The organism is Bacillus sp. FSL M8-0063, from assembly GCF_038005545.1.
Classification (GTDB): Bacteria; Bacillota; Bacilli; order Bacillales; family Bacillaceae_G; genus Bacillus_A; species Bacillus_A wiedmannii.
Genome location: NZ_JBBOTJ010000001.1, coordinates 185,764 through 205,000, shown reverse-complemented (window position 1 = coordinate 205,000; position 19,237 = coordinate 185,764). Strand labels below are relative to the sequence as shown.

Annotated in this window: 17 protein-coding genes and 1 rRNA gene (1 of these 18 cut by a window edge); 6 read left to right on the top strand and 12 right to left on the bottom strand. The window is 36.7% G+C overall.

Going from position 1 to position 19,237, the window contains the following annotated elements; translation table 11 throughout:
• Positions 1 to 609, bottom strand: a 16S ribosomal RNA gene (locus tag MKX31_RS00965) (it extends 941 nt beyond the left edge of the window).
• Positions 610 to 1,009: 400 nt separating this feature from the next.
• Between MKX31_RS00965 and MKX31_RS00960 the strand changes: the two genes are divergently transcribed.
• Positions 1,010 to 1,366 carry a YgzB family protein gene (locus tag MKX31_RS00960; protein WP_000025063.1) on the top strand — a complete coding sequence of 119 codons (357 nt, stop codon included), beginning with the start codon at positions 1,010 to 1,012 and terminating at the stop codon, positions 1,364 to 1,366.
• A gap of 197 nt (positions 1,367 to 1,563) precedes the next feature.
• Here MKX31_RS00960 and perR read toward each other — a convergent pair whose 3' ends face one another.
• The 6 genes from perR to MKX31_RS00930 all read right to left on the bottom strand — a co-directional run bounded on the left by perR (position 1,564) and on the right by MKX31_RS00930 (position 5,855).
• Entirely contained in the window at positions 1,564 to 1,992 is a 429-nt protein-coding gene (perR, locus tag MKX31_RS00955) for a peroxide-responsive transcriptional repressor PerR (protein WP_000237831.1), read from the bottom strand.
• A 298-nt stretch (positions 1,993 to 2,290) separates the two neighbouring features.
• Positions 2,291 to 2,746 (bottom strand): thioredoxin-dependent thiol peroxidase, encoded by a 456-nt coding sequence (gene bcp / locus MKX31_RS00950; RefSeq protein WP_060486952.1) that lies wholly within the window; start codon positions 2,744 to 2,746, stop codon positions 2,291 to 2,293.
• Between the two features lie 44 nt (positions 2,747 to 2,790).
• Positions 2,791 to 3,195, bottom strand: a complete 405-nt coding sequence (locus MKX31_RS00945) for a potassium channel family protein (RefSeq protein WP_000964347.1) — start codon at positions 3,193 to 3,195, stop codon at positions 2,791 to 2,793.
• 72 nt (positions 3,196 to 3,267) lie between these two features.
• Positions 3,268 to 4,053 carry an ABC transporter permease gene (locus MKX31_RS00940; protein ID WP_000639385.1) on the bottom strand — a complete coding sequence of 262 codons (786 nt, stop codon included), beginning with the start codon at positions 4,051 to 4,053 and terminating at the stop codon, positions 3,268 to 3,270.
• Between the two features lie 4 nt (positions 4,054 to 4,057).
• The gene (locus tag MKX31_RS00935) at positions 4,058 to 4,849 is read right to left on the bottom strand and encodes an ABC transporter permease (RefSeq protein ID WP_000521517.1); all 792 of its coding nucleotides are present in this window, start codon (positions 4,847 to 4,849) and stop codon (positions 4,058 to 4,060) included.
• A complete protein-coding gene (locus MKX31_RS00930) occupies positions 4,842 to 5,855 on the bottom strand; it encodes an ABC transporter ATP-binding protein (protein ID WP_000843649.1) in 1,014 nt (337 codons plus the stop codon). Before MKX31_RS00930 ends, MKX31_RS00935 begins: the two co-directional genes overlap by 8 nt.
• 127 nt (positions 5,856 to 5,982) lie before the next feature.
• Here MKX31_RS00930 and hemL point away from each other — a divergent pair, with 127 nt between their 5' ends.
• The 3 genes from hemL (at position 5,983) to MKX31_RS00915 (ending at position 13,265) form a co-directional block, all read left to right on the top strand.
• On the top strand, positions 5,983 to 7,281 hold the full coding sequence (hemL, locus tag MKX31_RS00925) for a glutamate-1-semialdehyde-2,1-aminomutase (protein WP_064477272.1): 1,299 nt from the start codon (positions 5,983 to 5,985) through the stop codon (positions 7,279 to 7,281).
• A gap of 199 nt (positions 7,282 to 7,480) precedes the next feature.
• On the top strand, positions 7,481 to 11,917 hold the full coding sequence (locus MKX31_RS00920) for a glutamate synthase-related protein (protein ID WP_098102479.1): 4,437 nt from the start codon (positions 7,481 to 7,483) through the stop codon (positions 11,915 to 11,917).
• A 259-nt stretch (positions 11,918 to 12,176) separates the two neighbouring features.
• Entirely contained in the window at positions 12,177 to 13,265 is a 1,089-nt protein-coding gene (locus MKX31_RS00915) for an aromatic acid exporter family protein (protein ID WP_064477270.1), read from the top strand.
• Positions 13,266 to 13,280: 15 nt separating this feature from the next.
• On the opposite strand, the gene MKX31_RS00910 is transcribed toward MKX31_RS00915, so the two are convergent.
• The 4 genes from MKX31_RS00910 to MKX31_RS00895 form a co-directional block, all read right to left on the bottom strand.
• The gene (locus MKX31_RS00910; RefSeq protein ID WP_098102478.1) at positions 13,281 to 15,041 is read right to left on the bottom strand and encodes an ABC transporter ATP-binding protein; all 1,761 of its coding nucleotides are present in this window, start codon (positions 15,039 to 15,041) and stop codon (positions 13,281 to 13,283) included.
• A gap of 54 nt (positions 15,042 to 15,095) precedes the next feature.
• Positions 15,096 to 15,626 carry a nucleoside tri-diphosphate phosphatase gene (gene ntdP, locus MKX31_RS00905; RefSeq protein WP_000506626.1) on the bottom strand — a complete coding sequence of 177 codons (531 nt, stop codon included), beginning with the start codon at positions 15,624 to 15,626 and terminating at the stop codon, positions 15,096 to 15,098.
• Between the two features lie 250 nt (positions 15,627 to 15,876).
• Positions 15,877 to 16,137, bottom strand: a complete 261-nt coding sequence (locus MKX31_RS00900; protein ID WP_000997573.1) for a YgaB family protein — start codon at positions 16,135 to 16,137, stop codon at positions 15,877 to 15,879.
• A 188-nt stretch (positions 16,138 to 16,325) separates the two neighbouring features.
• On the bottom strand, positions 16,326 to 16,607 hold the full coding sequence (locus MKX31_RS00895; RefSeq protein ID WP_000039038.1) for a gamma-type small acid-soluble spore protein: 282 nt from the start codon (positions 16,605 to 16,607) through the stop codon (positions 16,326 to 16,328).
• 125 nt (positions 16,608 to 16,732) lie between these two features.
• On the opposite strand from MKX31_RS00895, the gene MKX31_RS00890 reads away from it, so the two are divergent.
• Positions 16,733 to 16,957, top strand: a complete 225-nt coding sequence (locus MKX31_RS00890) for a hypothetical protein (RefSeq protein WP_000275431.1) — start codon at positions 16,733 to 16,735, stop codon at positions 16,955 to 16,957.
• Between the two features lie 35 nt (positions 16,958 to 16,992).
• Here the strand turns inward: MKX31_RS00890 and mutY are convergent, their stop codons facing one another.
• Positions 16,993 to 18,090, bottom strand: a complete 1,098-nt coding sequence (gene mutY, locus MKX31_RS00885; RefSeq protein WP_064477268.1) for an A/G-specific adenine glycosylase — start codon at positions 18,088 to 18,090, stop codon at positions 16,993 to 16,995.
• A 149-nt stretch (positions 18,091 to 18,239) separates the two neighbouring features.
• Between mutY and MKX31_RS00880 the strand changes: the two genes are divergently transcribed.
• The gene (locus tag MKX31_RS00880) at positions 18,240 to 19,220 is read left to right on the top strand and encodes a metal-dependent hydrolase (RefSeq protein WP_064477267.1); all 981 of its coding nucleotides are present in this window, start codon (positions 18,240 to 18,242) and stop codon (positions 19,218 to 19,220) included.
• The last annotated feature ends 17 nt before the right edge of the window (positions 19,221 to 19,237 follow it).

Sequence of the window (19,237 nt, the reverse complement as noted above, 5' to 3'; positions counted from 1 at the left end):
CAGACTTAAGAAACCACCTGCGCGCGCTTTACGCCCAATAATTCCGGATAACGCTTGCCACCTACGTATTACCGCGGCTGCTGGCACGTAGTTAGCCGTGGCTTTCTGGTTAGGTACCGTCAAGGTGCCAGCTTATTCAACTAGCACTTGTTCTTCCCTAACAACAGAGTTTTACGACCCGAAAGCCTTCATCACTCACGCGGCGTTGCTCCGTCAGACTTTCGTCCATTGCGGAAGATTCCCTACTGCTGCCTCCCGTAGGAGTCTGGGCCGTGTCTCAGTCCCAGTGTGGCCGATCACCCTCTCAGGTCGGCTACGCATCGTCGCCTTGGTGAGCCGTTACCTCACCAACTAGCTAATGCGACGCGGGTCCATCCATAAGTGACAGCCGAAGCCGCCTTTCAATTTCGAACCATGCAGTTCAAAATGTTATCCGGTATTAGCCCGGTTTCCCGGAGTTATCCCAGTCTTATGGGCAGGTTACCCACGTGTTACTCACCCGTCCGCCGCTAACTTCTTGAGAGCAAGCTCTCAATCCATTCGCTCGACTTGCATGTATTAGGCACGCCGCCAGCGTTCATCCTGAGCCAGGATCAAACTCTCCAATAAAGTTAGTTTGTCTAGCATCTAAAAATAAAAATTGACGTTTCACGTTGTTTGTTTCGTTCAGTTTTCAAAGAACTACTTAGTCGCTCATTTGCGACTTCCTTATGTTAACATCTTCGTTTTTCGATGTCAACTAAGTTTTTCAATTTCTTTTTTGTCGTTTTCTGCGTTTCCGCATCAGCGACGGTTATTAATATATCATGCAGTATATAAAGGGTCAATACTTTTTACAAAAAAATTTCACATCCCGTTAAAACTTTAAAAATATGTTCCAAAAATCATTATAGCCTCCCTTCATTCTTCATTATACTCCATATTTCATATCTTATCGGTTTATCACGTTTACGGACGAGTGAAAATTCTAAATTTTATGTTATATTATTGTTATAGGGGAGTGGTGAGAATGAGCATTAAGTATTCAAACAAAATCAATAAAATCCGGACCTTTGCATTAAGTTTAGTATTTATCGGCCTCTTCATTGCATACTTAGGTGTCTTTTTCCGTGAAAACATTATTATTATGACGACATTTATGATGGTTGGCTTTTTAGCTGTTATCGCTAGTACTGTCGTTTACTTTTGGATTGGCATGTTATCTACTAAAACTGTACAAATTATTTGTCCAAGCTGCGATAAGCCGACCAAAATGCTCGGTCGTGTCGACGCATGTATGCATTGCAACCAACCTTTAACAATGGATCGAAATCTAGAAGGAAAAGAATTTGATGAAAAATATAATAAGAAGAGCTATAAATCATAGGCATATATAGGTACAATGTGCCCTTACAAAACTAAACGTTAAAAGGTGATTTCTTAACAAAGAAATCACCTTTTAACGTTTAGTTTTAATTTTAGGTTCTTCACTGAACGTTTTAAATCCTCCTGAACCTAACGTAATTCCCATATATAATAAAGAAAGAGGGAGACGTTTACGTCTCCCTCTTTCTTTATTATATATTACGCCTTATGACACTCTGGACAAACGCCATAAATTTCTAAGCGATGACTATTAATAACGAAGCCTGTCGTTTTCGCAGCTTCCTCTTCAAGCTGTTCCAAACCTCCATAAGGAAAATCAACAATCTTACCACATTTTTCGCAAATCACATGATAATGTTGACTTGTAACATAATCAAATCTACTTGAAGCGTCTCCATAAGTTAATTCCTTTACAAGTCCAACCTCTTTAAATACACGTAAGTTATTATAGACAGTTGCAACACTCATATTTGGAAACTTACCTTCTAATGCTTTATAAATGTCATCCGCTGTTGGGTGCGTCATAGATTCCACAAGGTACTCTAAAATAGCATGACGCTGTGGAGTAATGCGTACACCCGTATTTTTCAGCATTTCTAGCGCTTCTTTTAATTCTTCTTTGACCACCGTCATGCACCCCGATTCTATACGGATTATTATTTTATAATTCTTATAAAGAGTGTACTCCTTTTCTTATAAATCGTCAATATTTCTACTATAAGTATGTGGTTTATTTTTGTATATAGCCTTATTCTTATATATCCTTCCCCATTTTCTATACATTTACATAGAAAAAAAGTGCGACATAATCGCACTTGGAATACTATCATCTGAGGAGGTATGCCCTACACTTCACTTTATGTAAGACGATAAAATATGTATAGACACTCGCCTTACTTCTATATATTTTATCTCCACAATGAATTTACTTTATATAAGAAAGAACCTCTTCAGTATGTCCCTTCACTTTCACTTTACGCCACTCTTTTACAAGCTCACCGTCTTTATTAATAAGGAATGTAGAACGCTCGATTCCCATATACTCTTTTCCAAAGTTCTTTTTCAATTTCCAAACGTCGTATAATTCCGCTACCTTATGATCTTCATCTACTAAAAGTACAAATGGAAGCTCATGCTTCTCAATGAATTTCAGATGTCTGTTCGCTGAATCAGGACTTACACCAAGAATAACTGTATCTTTCTCTTGAAATAATCCATACGCATCGCGAAAATCACATGCTTCAGTTGTACACCCTGGAGTCATATCTTTCGGATAAAAATATAGCACTACGTTTTTACCACGAAAATCAGCTAAGCGAACTTGTTCCCCGTTACTTCCCTCTAATGTAAATTCTGGAGCCATTTCTCCTACTGTGATCATTGTTATCACTCCTACTCTTTTCTTTTACTATATCAAATGCTATCTTATTTTTCATTGTCTATTACAGACCTCATTACAAAAGCAAACGGTAATGTATATCCAATTAGCGCTTCTGCAATCGCAATCCATCTCCCTATTCCAATCGGAGCTATATCACCGTACCCAACGGACAATAAAGTAACTGCGCTAAAATATAAGCAAATTTCTACAAGTTGAAAAGATTGGGCATGCAAACTTTCTCCATCTTCTTTCAAAACTGCAAAACCCATTTCTTCTAATACAACATAACTTAACCCAAACGCAATCAATACCGTTGTATAAATTAAAAATAAGGAGGCTAAATTATAAAGCGAAAAGAAACGCCTAGAATCTGAATATGAACTCCATAACAATTGGACACTTCTCAAAATAGCAATTGCTGCAATTAATAGAATAAATCCCCATAACATGTCCTCCACCTCATTTTATATGTATGAGACGGCCATTGGATTTATCCCTTAGAAACAAACAAGCTTCTATAATTAATTCCCAGCACCACGGTACCTTTTTACCCCTTGATTCCAAAGAGTAATTGCAATCGTAAAACAGATAACACCAACGAATGGTGTTGCAAATGCATAGCTATTCCACTCTGTTTTTCTTAAAAAGTATGCTGCTGGATACACTCCGACAAACGCAAATGGTAAAACAAACGTTAAAATGAAGCGAATCACACGGTTATAAATGTTAACAGGATAGCGACCATAGTTACCTATGTTATACATTAGCGGCATAATTGAACTTTTCGCATCCGACCAAAAACCAAGGCTCGCAAGCGTAACAAATATCCCTCCGTATACAAGTGCTCCTCCTCCTACCATCAGTAAGAATAAGAAGAAATCGTACCAGTAAAAAGATAATTGCAGCTCCACTGCTGCATATCCCATTACAATTATTCCTGTAATCGCTCCAATTAAAGATTCCAGTTCCATTCTTTCTAATATAATTTGAAATAAACTATGAATCGGTCTCGTTAATATACGATCCATTTCTCCTTTAATAATGTAACGATCATTAAAGTCCCATATGTTAAAGAAAGCTGAGAAAATGGCAAACGGCACTAAAAAGAAACCATAAATAAAGATTACTTCTTCTCTACTCCAGCCCTTTAATGCTTGTGTATGCCCAAACACAACGAGAATAAAGATTAAATTAACAGCCTGTAGTGCTAAATCAGAAAGTAATCCAACGATAAAATCGCCCCGATACTCCAATTTTGTTTTTATATATTGGCTTGCATACTGCAAAAATAGGTTTATATATATCATCTCATCATCCCCCTTGTACAATTAGACGTTTTCTCGCCGTTCTCCACATGAGTACAATTGGAATAATAAGTACAATTGCCCAAATTACTTGGAATAATAATGCCTCATACAATTTACTTCCTTGTATACCTTCTGAAAAAATCATACTCGGAATATAACTAATTGCCTGAAACGGTAAAAACATCATTGCCTTTTGGGCCCATAACGGATAAAAACTAATTGGTAATAATAGACCTGAAAATAAATCAATAACGACACGTTTCGCATACATAATTCCACTATTATTAAATAGGAAGAACGTGAGCATTCCCGTCATTAAATTAATTTGTGTATTAATAATAAAACTAAATATTAAAGATAAGAAGAAATATAACCACGTTTGAAAATTCGTTGTAATTTGCAATGAAAATAATAAGGTAACGATAACCATACCTGGAATTGAAAAGAAAGCAAAACGAAATATTCCTTCACCAAGACCTTGCATCACTTTCATGCCTAAATAGTTATATGGACGAATGAGTTCTACTGCTACACGTCCTTCTTGAATCTCCATCGCAATTTCCCTGTCTATATTATTAAAATAAAAAGCACGTGCCATCCACGCAATTGCGATATAAGTAGTCATTTGCGAAATAGATAAACTTTCAATATTCTCTTTTCCACTATAAATTGCTTGCCATAAAAAATAATACGCACCGATATTAATTGTATAAATTAAAATCCCACTATAATAGTTTGTACGATACGCAAGCATCATTAAAAAGCGAATCCGAATCATTTCAATGTACTTACCCATGTTTAATACCTTCTTCATAAATGTTACGAATAATTTCCTCTGTAGATACTTCGTTAATTTTTAAATCTTTAATTTGAAAGGCTTGTACTACTTTAGAAATAAGCATTGAAATGATAACTTCTTCATTCGGTATTTTTGCAACCCACGCGTTTTCCTCTTTCGCTTTCGACCAAACGACATGACTATCTGGCATAACCATTGATAAAGCCTGATAGGAAACTGGTGCAATAAATTGAAAATGGATTTCCTTCTCTGCTCCCCACTGTGTACGAAGATTATTTAAAGAACCGTCATACATAATATTTCCTTCATCCAGCATGATAACGCGCTCACATAAAGCTTCAATATCAGTAATATCATGGGTTGTTAATAAGATTGTTGTTTTATAACGTTCATTCATTTCTTTTAAAAATTCACGTATTTTTAATTTCACAAGAACATCCAACCCAATTGTTGGTTCATCTAAAAATAATAACGGTGGATTATGAATTAATGCTGCCGCTAATTCACAACGCATTCTTTGACCTAGAGATAACTTTCGAACTGGCTTATCTAATAAAGGACCAATATCTAACGTTTCAATCACGTGTTCCATATGCTCTTTATACTGAGCGTCTGATACACCGTACACTTTTTTTAATAAACGAAAAGATTCTTGTACAGCAATATCCCACCAAAGTTGTGAGCGTTGACCGAAAACAACACCAATCGTTCTTACGAATTCTTCTCTCTGCTTATGCGGGTTCATCCCATTTACTAAAATTTCTCCTGATGTCGGAGTCAAAATCCCCGTAAGCATTTTAATAGTTGTTGATTTACCAGCACCGTTCTCACCTATATACCCAACCATTTCACCTTGTTTCACAGTAAAAGATACATCATTTACTGCTGGTACTATTTTATAATTACGATTTAATAAATCGCGAAAAGCACCCTTTAATCCCGGACGACTTGAATAGGCTGTAAATTCTTTACGTAACCCTTGTACCTCAATTACCGATTTCATAATCGGACCCCCTTCCTAAATGTCACAACGAATAGTTTACCCAACTGCCTTCTCTATCACAAACAATACGTCTTTTCGAAAAACATGTTAGAATAATACATAGATTTTTGTAAGGAGATGAATTGTAGTGAAATTCACAAAATCAGAAGCATTACATAAAGAAGCTTTAGAACATATCGTTGGCGGCGTTAATAGTCCTTCTCGTTCTTTTAAAGCAGTTGGCGGCGGCGCTCCTGTTGCTATGGAACGTGGAAAAGGTGCTTATTTCTGGGATGTAGACGGAAATAAATATATCGATTATTTAGCAGCATACGGTCCTATTATTACTGGACATGCTCACCCGCACATTACAAAAGCAATTACAACAGCTGCTGAAAATGGTGTACTTTACGGAACACCAACAGCACTAGAAGTAAAATTCGCAAAAATGTTAAAAGAAGCAATGCCTGCATTAGATAAAGTCCGCTTCGTAAACTCTGGTACTGAATCAGTAATGACAACAATTCGCGTCGCTCGTGCTTACACAGGCCGCACAAAAATTATGAAATTTGCTGGTTGTTACCACGGTCATTCTGATTTAGTACTTGTAGCAGCTGGATCTGGCCCTTCTACGCTAGGAACTCCTGACTCAGCCGGTGTACCACAAAGTATCGCTCAAGAAGTTATTACCGTTCCATTTAATAATGTAGAAACTTTAAAAGAAGCTTTAGATAAATGGGGACATGAAGTAGCAGCTATCCTTGTAGAACCGATTGTTGGAAACTTCGGTATTGTAGAGCCAAAACCTGGCTTCCTTGAGAAAGTGAATGAACTTGTTCACGAAGCTGGTGCACTAGTAATTTATGATGAAGTTATTACTGCTTTCCGCTTTATGTACGGTGGTGCTCAAGACTTACTTGGCGTAACACCAGACTTAACAGCGCTTGGTAAAGTTATTGGCGGCGGACTTCCGATCGGTGCTTATGGTGGTAAGAAAGAAATTATGGAACAAGTTGCTCCGCTCGGACCTGCATATCAAGCTGGTACAATGGCAGGAAATCCTGCTTCTATGGCATCCGGTATCGCTTGTCTAGAAGTTCTTCAACAAGAAGGTCTTTATGAGAAATTAGATGAACTTGGTGCGATGCTTGAAAAGGGAATTTTAGAGCAAGCTGCAAAACATAATATCGATATTACATTAAACCGACTAAAAGGTGCTTTAACTGTATACTTCACAACAAATACAATTGAAGATTACGATGCAGCACAAGATACAGACGGTGAAAGGTTCGGTAAATTCTTCAAGCTTATGCTTCAAGAAGGAGTTAACTTAGCACCTTCTAAATACGAAGCATGGTTCTTAACGACAGAACATACAAAAGAAGATATTGAATATACAATTGAAGCTGTAGGCAGAGCATTTGCTGCTTTAGCGGATAATAAATAATCCCGTCATTAAAAGGAAAAAAGAAAGCACATCTTTCTTTTTTCCTTTTTTCTATTTCATAAATCCCTCATTAATAGTATAATTATTCATAATTATCTGTTTTATTTTTATTTTATATCCTTACTATCCTTGTATATAAGGCTGCTCACGCCTTGAATAGTAAGATTATTCAAACTTCAATAAGAGGGGGGATTGACGGATGCTCAATAAAACAAATACATGGACACCGTCTTTATTTCGAGATTATAAAAATGCAGAACATGATGCGTGTGGAATCGTTTCCGTTATGGAGAAACGAAAAATTCCTACAAAAGAAAACATCGACCTTTGCATACAATCACTTGTCAAAATGAATCATCGAGCTGGTTTCATTAATGGTGAAGGAGATGGTATCGGAATTCACATTGATGTCCCAAAAGCACTTTGGAATGAAAAGCTGAAAAATAACGGATACAATCCAACGATTGTGGATCATCCCCACTTTATCGTTGGACATTTTTTTCTAAACAAAAACGCAAATATCGTTAATTTAAAAAATCATATTCGTACGCAATTAAATAACGAAAATTTTACTATTATTTTTGAAAGTGATGATGTAATAAATTCCGATGCACTCGGTCCACTTGGTAAACAGGAAGAACCTTTATTTTGGCAAGTTGCTCTTATCGCAGAAAATAAAGTTGAAAATATTGAGCAAACATTATTTTCAGTAACGATAAAAATAGAGGAAAACGAAGCGATTCATGTTGCTTCATTAAGTCGTGACCATGTTGTATATAAAGTTCTAGGTGCTGGGGATACACTTGTTGCCTATTACAATGATTTACAACATCCACTTATCGCTTCAACTATGACACTAGGACATAACCGCTATTCTACTAATACATTATCTAATTTTTTTCGTGTACAACCATTTAGCATTCTCGGACATAATGGTGAAATTAACACAATTGCAAAATTACGCGATCAAGCTGACATGATTCATGTTCCACTTACTGTTGGGGGAAGTGACTCCCAAGATTTAAACCGCACCCTAGAAACCCTACTTGTTCAATACGACTACAGTTTATTTGAAGCAATGGATATACTATTCCCACCAATTATTAATGAAATTAAACTTTATGAACCGCATTTACAAGATTTATATACGTATATACGTGAAGCATGGGGCCATTTTGCGCAAGGTCCAGCTGGTATTATTTCACGTTATAAAGATGAGGCTGTTTTCAGCGTTGATTCCCTTGGACTACGACCAGTATGGAAAGTAGAGACAGTGAGTTCTTATGTTTTCTCTTCTGAACCTGGAGTTGTATCACCAACCGAATATGTAGAAGAACCGAAACCACTCGCTCCTGGAGAAAAGGTCGGATTAAAATGGAATGAACAAGATGAACTTGTTCTTTATGAATACGACAAATACCAAATTGAAGTATATAATCGTTTCCAAAAACGAATCGATGTTAGCAATTATCATTTAAACTTATCTATCCCTGAAACGAAAGAAATCCAAGGATTATGTGATTCTGTTCAAGTTGAAACGAAACAGTACGTTTCTTTCGGGTGGGATCGAGAACATATTCAGCTTCTTGAACAGATGGCAACAAAAGGCGTCGAGCCAATTCGCTCACTTGGGCATGACTCACCACTTGCAGCACTCGATACTGATAGACGAAATATCGCTGATTTCATTAAGGAAAGTGTAGCCGTTGTTACAAATCCAGCAATCGATCGTGATCGAGAGGTCGAGCACTTCTCCACACGAACAATACTTGGAGAGCGCCCAAGTTTATTAAGCGGAGCTAAACAGCCATTTGTAGTTGAGATGCTTTCCCCCATTATTCTAGAAGGAAGTGTAGCACAATCTATTACAGAGGAATTACACACAATTACGTACGAACAACTTATACAGCTATTCAATACTCATAGCTCTATCGCTACAATCTCTGCTACATTCAGTCCGACAGAAACTTTACAATGCGCCTTAAATCGAATTAGTTCTGAAGCGATAAAGGCCGTGAACGATGGAGCTTCCCTACTATTAATAGACGATGCCAACGCTCATCTAAATGAACAGTTATGGATTGATCCGCATTTAGTTACCGCTAAAGTACATCAAGTATTAAGCGAAAATAAATTACGCCGAAACTGCTCTCTCGTTATACGTTCTGGTGCCCTTCGCTCCTTACATGATATCGTCACACTGTATGGATTAGGAGCAGATGGTATGAATCCATATTTATTATTTGCAACCGTAAATGATGGAACAAAAACGCCAATTACGAATTTGTATACTGCTCTTAATAAAGGACTAGAAAAAGTCATTTCAACAATTGGAATTCATGAATTACGTGGTTACGGTCGCCTCTATTCTTCTATCGGATTACATGAGGAAATCGCAAATATATTACAAATTACGAATTTCTTCGGTTCAAATGATTTAGCTTTTTCGCTTGAATCACTTGCTGAAGATGCACAATTGCGAGCGGATGATTATAACAATCCTAAAGTTAGAATGCGAAAATCTTTTCATATATTCCCGCGAATTTGGAAAGCAATCGGCGATGTCGCAAAAGGAAACTCTTATGATGATTACCGTGACAAGTTAAGTGAATTAGAAGAAAATAATCCAATCGCAATTAGACACCTTGTTCAAACGAAAGAAACAAAACATGTAGTTCCAACTGAAGAAGTGTCCATCAGCATTCAAAATCATGATTTACCATTTATTATTAGTTCCATGTCATTCGGTTCTCAAAATGAAGTTGCCTTCCGTGCATATGCAGAAGCGGCCGATCAGCTAAATATGATTAGTTTAAACGGTGAAGGCGGCGAAATTAAAGATATGATTGGAAAATATCCACATACACGTGGACAACAAGTTGCATCTGGGCGATTTGGCGTAAATGCCGAACTACTAAATTCATCAAACTTAATTGAAATAAAGATCGGGCAAGGCGCAAAGCCTGGTGAAGGTGGACATTTGCCAGGTTCAAAAGTAACAGCAAAAATCGCTGAAGCACGTAATGCTACAATTGGCTCAGATTTAATTTCACCTTCTAACAACCATGATATTTATTCCATTGAAGATTTAGCTCAAATGATTACAGAAATTAAAACGGCTAATCAACTTGCGAAAGTAGCTGTAAAGGTCCCTGTCGTCCCTAACATTGGAACAATTGCTGTCGGTATCGCAAAAGCTGGTGCTGACTTTATTAACATTAGCGGATTTGATGGTGGTACAGGTGCTGCACGTATTCACGCATTGCAACATGTAGGGCTTCCTGTAGAAATTGGTGTGAAAGCCGCTCACAATGCTTTATTAGAAGCAAATATGAGACATAAAGTAGAAATTTGGGCTGACGGTGGTATTCGAAGTGTTAATGATGCCTTGAAAATCATGCTCCTTGGAGCAAACCGTATTGGGTTTGGTACATTATCCATGATTGCAATCGGCTGTACAACTTGCCGCGGATGTCATCTAGATACTTGTCACGTTGGAATTGCAACACAAATTGAGTCTGAAGCTCAGGCGAAAGAACACGGATTACGCCGCTTCGTCCCGCGCGAATTAGAAAGCGCCGTTGCTGGATTATTACATTTATTCACCACTTTTGGCGTAGAACTAAAACGATTAACAGGAAATCTTGGTTATACAAATTTACAAGCAATTGTTGGACATTCCGATTTATTAGAACAAGTTCAAGGCGAAAATTTATTAAACTTATGTAATTTACTACAAACGATAGAACACCCATCTGTTACAAAAACAGAATACGTACCGGAAAAACAATTTGAAACAGTTCATTCCCCTCATTCAAAAGAATTAGTAGGCGTTGGCGTAGAGCAACGCGTTATGGGTGGTCTAGAATCTTGCTATCGCGTTCGTAGTAAATTATATGAAGACACGAAGCTTGAACCACTTACATTAAAGTATACGAATGGCTCTATTCCTGGAAATGGATTAGGTGCTTATAATAGTGAGAACTTATTTATACACGTAAATGGCGGTGCACAAGATGGTATTGGTAAAACCTCCTTTGGTGGTGGTATTTATATAACGAAAGCAAAAGGAAAAGACGGCATATATTATAACGGTTCTGTCGGAAAAGGTTTTGGGTACGGTGCACAAAAAGGATCGCTATACGTTCAAGGTAACGCTGATGCTCGCGCCGGCATTCGCCTCTCTGGAGCAGACATGATAATTGGAGGGCGAATGACAAAGCCACTCCGTGAAAAAGAGCAAGGGAATATAGGTGTATACTCTAATATTAAAGGTTTCGCTTTTGAATATATGACAAATGGGCGAGCGCTTGTTTTAGGGGATCCTGGTCCATGGATTTGTGCTGGTATGACTGGTGGTGTTGTTTATTTACGTCATGATTCAAGCTCGGGTTTAACAGAAAACGCCTTAAAAAGAAGAATCGCAAAAGGGGCAAATGTTACATTACAACCAATTAGTAAAAATGGCGTGCAAGATGTGACTGAGTTATTGCTAGATTATATTCGTGTATTAAATGAACATGAGCAATACGAGGAAGTTGCTTTATTAACACCGTTACTCGATGATATGCAGCAACAGTTTTTTGAAATTATCCCGAAAAAAGAGCAGGCTGATCCATCTATCTCCACAGAGTGATATACCAACTTTTCATTCTCAAGAAAAAATTGACGAAGTACACTTCTCATAGTAATCTATAGTAACAATTTGAAACCTGCTGAAATTCAGCAGGTTTTTTCACTAAAAATTGATGTTTAAAAAGAATTAGGAAAAAGTATAAAATGAATCTTAATTTCTTATTAACGTCACTAAAATATCACTTGCTAACATATTGTAATGAATGTATAGTATCATGTTGTACATTCATTATGACAAGAGAAAGGATCTTATTAAGGGTATGAAACTTGGTGCTCGCATTTTAAAAACGGGTATTGCCATCACATTAGCTTTATTTGCTTGTATTTTACTTCAATTACCGAGTCCAGTATTCGCGGGAATCTCAGCTATATTCGCTGTTCAACCGTCTGTATACCGCTCATATTTAACAGCTCTTGAGCAAATTCAAGCAAACGTCATTGGTGCGGTATTCGCTATCGTATTTGCTACTGCTTTTGGACATAATCCTTTTATTATTGGATTAACATGTATATTAGTAATTGCGCTTACGTTACAATTACGATTAGAAAACACAATATCAATTGCTTTAGTAACAGTTATCGCCATTATGGAGTATCAAGGCGACGATTTCTTTAGTTTTGCCTTACTTCGCTTTGCGACGATTATGATTGGAATTATTGCGGCTTCACTTGTAAATTTAGTGTTTATGCCGCCAAAATACGAAACAAAACTATATCACCGTATCGTTGATAATACAGAAGAAATTGTAAAATGGATTCGAATGAATAGTAGGCAAGCTTCTGATTTTACAACGCTAAAAACTGATATTGATCGTATGAAAGAAAAGATGATCAAACTAAACCATTACTATTTGCTGTATAAAGAAGAAAGAAGCTACACGAAAAAAGTACAGTTCGCAAAAATTCGTAAGCTCGTTTTATTCAGACAAATGTTAGCGACGACAAGCCGTGCTTTAAGTACGTTAAAATCATTACATCGTACTGAAAATGAACTGCGCTATATGCCAGAAGAATTTCAGGAATCTATCCAAAACGAACTTGACTCATTAACCCATTACCATGAACAAGTTTTATTAAAATTTATTGGTAAAGCAAAAAAACAACAATCCGTTGAAATGCTTGATGAAGTTGAAACAGGTAAACAAGAATTAATTGATATCTTTATGGATTATCAAAACAAGGACGATGAGGAAGCTTATAAAACATGGCTACACCTCTTCCCTCTTATTTCTGCCATTATTAACTATAGTGAAGAAGTAGAGCATTTAGATTTACTTGTGGATAGCTTCTACACATACCATAAACCAGAAGCAGAACTCCAAATCGAAGATAAAAAAGAAGACGAATAAAGAAAACAGCTCCTTTTACGCTAAAGGAGCTGTTTCTGTTATATGTTGAAGTTGATATAAATTGTAATAAAACCCTCTTTTTTTCATTAACTCTTCATGAGAACCTGTTTCTTTAATTTCACCATCTTCAATGTAAATAATCGTATCCATATGCGTAATCGTCGCCAATCGATGTGCGATTACGATCGTCGTCCGATCAGCAGCTAACGTCTGAAGCGCCTGCTGAATATACCGTTCATTTTCTAAATCTAAAGCGGAAGTCGCCTCATCTAATATAAGTAACGATGGATTCTTTAGAAACACTCTTGCAATCGCTACACGTTGCCTTTGCCCACCAGATAACTTCACACCGCGTTCCCCAACGACAGTATCATAGCCATCAGGTAACTCTATAATAAAATCATGAATTTGCGCAGCTTTAGCAGCTGCAATCACTTCTTCCTCTGTAGCTTTCGGATTTCCATATAAAATATTTGCCCCGATTGTATCACTAAATAACAAATTATCTTGCAGTACAATTCCAATATGACTACGTAAATTTCTCATATCATACTTTCTAACATCTATCCCATCTACATAAACTGCACCTGAAGAAACATCATAGAAACGTGGGATTAAGCTAGCAAGAGATGACTTCCCTCCCCCACTCGCTCCTACAAGTGCTACCTTCTCTCCTGGCAACATAGTTAACGAAAGGTTATGTAATATCTCTTTTTCATCCGAATTGTAACGAAAAGATACATTATCAAATATCACTTCACCATTTAATTTTGTCGTTTGTACCGCACTTGGCACATTGACAATATCGTATTTTTCATCTAACAATTCAAACACTCGATCCATCGATGCGAAAGACTGTGTTAATGTTGTGGAGGAATTAACAAGGCGGCGAAGCGGACTATACAAACTATCCATATATCCAACAAAGGCAACCATAGTCCCTAATGTTAACTGCCCCTGAATTACTTCATATGCTGCAAAGCCGATCACCAGTAACGGGCCTAAATCGGTTAACGTATTCACTGCTGAAAATGTCCTTGCAGTCCAACTCGTATGCGTTAACGCTTTCGTCAAAAATTCATTATTTCTTTTTTCAAACTGCTTACCCTCATATTCTTCTAATGCAAAGCTACGTGTCACTTGCATCCCTTGAATACGTTCATGTAAATACCCTTGCATCGTTGCTAACGCTTGTGAACGCTCTTTCGTCAATTTTCGAAGACGTCCGAAAAAATATTTCACCGCCACTACATAAATAGGTAAAATTAATAGCGCAACAAATGTCAATTTTATATTCATAGAAAACATAACAATAATAGCAATTGCAATTGTTGCCGTATCTAACCAAACATTCATCAAACCAGTAATTACAAAATCCTTCGTTTGTTCTACATCATGGATTACACGTGAAATAATTTCCCCTGTTTTTGTGTTCGAATAATAGCGTAAACTCAACTTTTGCAAATGACCAAAAATATGTTTTCGCAAATCATATAGTATTGTATTTGCGATACGCTGCGCGAAATATTGACGATAATATTCAATTGGCGGTCTTATTACTGCAAAAATAAAAAAGGCAATCCCAACGGCTGTTACTAATTGGGATGTTTTATCTTGAAGTGACCCTCCACCTTGAATTACATCATCGATAATATATTTTAATAACCACGGCATAATAAGCGGGATGCCGAATTTAACTAGACCAATCATAATCGTAATAGCAATAAGCCATCGATATGGTTTAACAAAGTGCAAATATCTTTTTATACCTTGCACATAATCCCCCCTCTAATAGGACAAACCTGCCGGGAAATCCCCTGCAGGTTTGTTTTAATTTCTGTACATTAAATATCTTTCATACCACATATCTACAAAATCTGGCGCGAATGGCCCTTTTCTTTGATGAATCCATTGTGTTAATTGTGCTACATTTCGTTTTAAAATAGTATCAATAACAGGTGGATACTGCATAATTTGACTATGCTTTTCATACTCATCTTCATCTAAAAGCGTATATGTCATATCTGGATATACTTTAATATCTAAATCATAATCAATGTACTTTAATGCTTCAGAATCATATGCAAAAGGTGAGCCTAAATTACAATAATAATATACTCCCTCTTCCCTTAGCATCCCAATCACATTAAACCAATAGTTTGCATGAAAATAACAAATTGCTGGTTCACGAGTAATCCATGTTCGGCCATCTGATTCTGTCACTACTGTACGATCATTTGCTCCGATAACAAGACTCTGTGTCCCTTTTAAAATTGTTGTCTCTTCCCACATTCTATGAATGGAGCCATTATGTTTATAACTATGTATTTGTACTTTTTCTCCTTCTTTGGGAAATCCCATATATGCTCCCTTCTTTCAACTGCAAATGCCCTTTGAGCTGCATTCACTTTTTTTCTATTATAACTTTTTTGTCGAAATTTTAAAACTAAAGCCACAAGACTCTATTTTTCACACCGAATACTATATCCCTAATCTTCTTAGGAGACGGGGCCTTCGCTGAATGATTTACAAACGAGGAAATGGGAATAGAAAAAGCCCTTCCTTATTTCTATCTAAAGAAGGGCCTTTCACCGGAAGGTAACAATATGCCTTACCCTAAATTCGAAATCATTTTTTCAGTTTCAAAAGATTGAATCACACTATTTGTTTGCTCTTCAAATTTCTCATGTAACAGTTTTAACGCTAATTCTGTTCTATATATTTCTTGGCGGATAAAATGTAATTCCTTTTTATCGCACGTATCCTTTTCGCTGATTTCAATTTGCTGATATTTCTCTAGATGAGCTTGTAACTTTAACAACTCATCCATCGTTTCCAATTGCTCTCCTACCAACTTATCAAAATCGTTCATTACTTACCCCCTTTTAGATTTATTCATCAGTTATTATTCCTAATTACATATTTCTAATCTTTAACTTCCTTCTCCTTTGACTACATTTGTTGACTTATTAGAAGTTATGTCGTCCGCTTTCTTTTCATTACAATGACCCGCACACAAAGAAAACACTTCTCTCGAAATGGAGAAGTGTTTTTCTTTCATTACTCGTTTGAACTAGAAGATTGTGATTGTTTTGCAGCTGATTGTGCATTTTGTTTTTTCACAGCATGCACGTCTGTTTCAGTTGCAAATTCTGTACCATAACTAGCGTTTGCACTTTGTGCACCAGAAGCTTGTGCTTTCTTTGCTTCTGATTGTGCATTCGCTTGTTTTACTGCTTGTACATTTGTTTCAGTCGCAAACTCTGTACCATAACTAGCATTTGTACTTTGAATGCTAGCACCAGAAGTTGCCTTGTTATAACCTTGTTGTTTTTTACTCATCTTTCTCACCTCCACAATCAATAATGTAACCAATTCAACTAGAAGCTATCCGTAATTTTCTTTTGAAAAAATTCCGCATATATCTCTTGTTACTCATTCAAACTATAGAAAATGGAGGTGGAAATATGTATATAGGACGCGATATGACTGAACTAACGATGATTTCAAAAAATGAATGGAAAGAAGATGAATTAGCTTATTTTCATCATTCATTACAACAGATTTTGCCGTATTTAAATGCAGAAGGTCAAAGTATCTATAAAGAAATTGTGATAGAAATCGAATCAAGGGGCGGCTTACAAGAAGGTGATGCTAGTTGGACTCATGGGACAAAAATTTCTTACGATTAAAAAAGTGTTCCCAATCTAGGGAACACTTTTTTTGTTTATTGCATTGTAATTTTCTCAACACAACTCTCATAAATCGTACGATGCGATTTAGAGAAAGGTAACTGTTCAAAAGCTTCTTTCGATACAAATTTCAATGTATCTGTTTCAACAATATCACCGGTTACTTTTCCGTAAAATACAAATATATCCCAAGTACGATGAGTAAATGTATGTTGTACATTCATTGCGTATTCTTCAATAGAAATCGAGAGCTCAAATTTTTCCTTCATATAATCTATAAGCTGCTCTTTCTGATTCCGAATCCCTTCCCCAAGTTCAGCATTTGGAAACTCCCACATGTTAGCTAATAACCCTGTACTTGGACGTTTATTAATGACGTAACGACCATCTTCTGTTTGAAGTACTCCTGCAACAATCGGTACCATTGTAGGAGCTTTCGCTTTACTTTTTACTGGTAGTTCTTTTTGAACACCTTCAGCATATCCCCTGCAATGTTCACGTACAGGACAAAGTAAGCATGCTGGATTTTTGGGAATACAAATTAGTGCACCTAACTCCATCAAACCTTGATTAAAATAAGATGGATTTTCAGCTGAAATAATTTCACGCACAATCTCTTCAAACACTTTTCTAGTCTTTGGTTTTGCAATGTCATCCCATACTGATAAAATGCGAGATAATACACGCATAACATTTCCGTCAACTGCTGGCTCTGGTATACCATATGCGATACTTAAAATAGCACCTTTTGTATATGGGCCAACTCCTTTTAACTTTTCAATTTTCTTTACATCACTCGGTACTATCCCGCCGTATACTTCTTTCACTTCTTTTACAGCCGCATGTAAATTTCGTGCTCTAGAATAATACCCTAAACCTTCCCATGCTTTTAACACTTCTTCATCATCAGCATTTGCCAAAGCCTCTAGAGTAGGAAACTTCCCCATAAAATTCGCGTAATATGGTTTTACAGCTTCTACCCTTGTTTGCTGCAACATAATTTCCGAAACCCAAACGCGGTATGGATCTTTATTTTTACGCCACGGTAAGTCGCGTTGCTCTTTTTCAAACCAACCAATTAAATCATTTTGAAACTGCTCTATGTTAAAATTATTTAATATTTCAAGTGTCAAACTTGATCCCCCTCATTTTTTTGCATATAAGTACTATTATAAAGATTTTAGGAAAAAATTTAAGTAAGATGACATAGGAAATAGAAGGCAAAGGACTTGAGGTATCGAATAAAAAGAGTTACATTAATAAAAAACGGAGGTGAATTTCTATGGACACAGCCACTCACCTTGTTATGGGCGTTACTCTAGGCAGTTTGGCAACGTTAGATCCAGCCATAGCACAAAGTGATATTGGGCCACAAGCAGTTATGTTTGCTACAATTGCCGGTTCCAATATTCCTGACATCGATACAGTTTTAAAATTGCGTAATAACGCTAAATATATAAGAAATCATCGCGGGATTACTCATTCCATTCCTGCAGTGATTCTTTGGTCATTCCTTATAAGTGGCATCTCTTTCGCCTTCTTTTCAGACGCTCCATATTTGCATCTACTACTTTGGTCATTTATTGCCGTCTTTCTTCATGTCTTTGTAGATATTTTCAACGCCTACGGTACACAGGCATTACGGCCCTTCACAAAAAAATGGGTAGCACTCGGCATCATTAATACATTTGATACCGTCATTTTCTTTATCCACCTACTCGCGATTGCTTGTATGCTCGTAGGCTCCCATAAAGGGTATACTGCTTTAGCAGCGTATATATTGATGATTGTTTACTATATCGGACGGATTATGATGCATAGAAACATACGTAGCATCGTATATAAACGTTTCAATCATGTGGAGAAAATAATCATTTCCCCTTCTTACAGATTTTATCATTATCATTTAGCAATCGTTACAACTGATTATTACTACGTTGCTAGATGGCATCGTGGTAACATCATGGTCTATGATAAGTTCGACCGGATACCGTTCCCAGATAATGCTATTATGCGCGCAGCTAAACAAGATGAAAACATCTCAGCATTTCTATCTTTTTCTCCTGTGTATCGCTGGGACATTTTCGATTATGATCATTATTACGAAGTTCGCTTCATTGATTTGCGCTATCGCAGTAAAGATTATTATCCATTCGTTGCAATCGTTCAACTCGACCACAATTTAAATATTATTAGTTCCTATACAGGATGGATTTTTAGTGAAGAAAAACTTCGAAAAAAACTGGAATTACTTCCACATTAAAAAAAGCGACTTAAGTC

Coding starts and splice junctions, on each gene's coding strand:
- MKX31_RS00960 (WP_000025063.1), top strand. CDS start 1,010: ATGAGCATTAAGTATTCAAACAAAATCAATAAAATCCGGACCTTTGCA.
- bcp (WP_060486952.1), bottom strand. CDS start 2,746: ATGATCACAGTAGGAGAAATGGCTCCAGAATTTACATTAGAGGGAAGT.
- MKX31_RS00945 (WP_000964347.1), bottom strand. CDS start 3,195: ATGTTATGGGGATTTATTCTATTAATTGCAGCAATTGCTATTTTGAGA.
- MKX31_RS00940 (WP_000639385.1), bottom strand. CDS start 4,053: ATGATATATATAAACCTATTTTTGCAGTATGCAAGCCAATATATAAAA.
- MKX31_RS00935 (WP_000521517.1), bottom strand. CDS start 4,849: ATGGGTAAGTACATTGAAATGATTCGGATTCGCTTTTTAATGATGCTT.
- MKX31_RS00930 (WP_000843649.1), bottom strand. CDS start 5,855: ATGAAATCGGTAATTGAGGTACAAGGGTTACGTAAAGAATTTACAGCC.
- MKX31_RS00920 (WP_098102479.1), top strand. CDS start 7,481: ATGCTCAATAAAACAAATACATGGACACCGTCTTTATTTCGAGATTAT.
- MKX31_RS00915 (WP_064477270.1), top strand. CDS start 12,177: ATGAAACTTGGTGCTCGCATTTTAAAAACGGGTATTGCCATCACATTA.
- ntdP (WP_000506626.1), bottom strand. CDS start 15,626: ATGGGATTTCCCAAAGAAGGAGAAAAAGTACAAATACATAGTTATAAA.
- MKX31_RS00900 (WP_000997573.1), bottom strand. CDS start 16,137: ATGAACGATTTTGATAAGTTGGTAGGAGAGCAATTGGAAACGATGGAT.
- MKX31_RS00895 (WP_000039038.1), bottom strand. CDS start 16,607: ATGAGTAAAAAACAACAAGGTTATAACAAGGCAACTTCTGGTGCTAGC.
- MKX31_RS00890 (WP_000275431.1), top strand. CDS start 16,733: ATGTATATAGGACGCGATATGACTGAACTAACGATGATTTCAAAAAAT.
- MKX31_RS00880 (WP_064477267.1), top strand. CDS start 18,240: ATGGACACAGCCACTCACCTTGTTATGGGCGTTACTCTAGGCAGTTTG.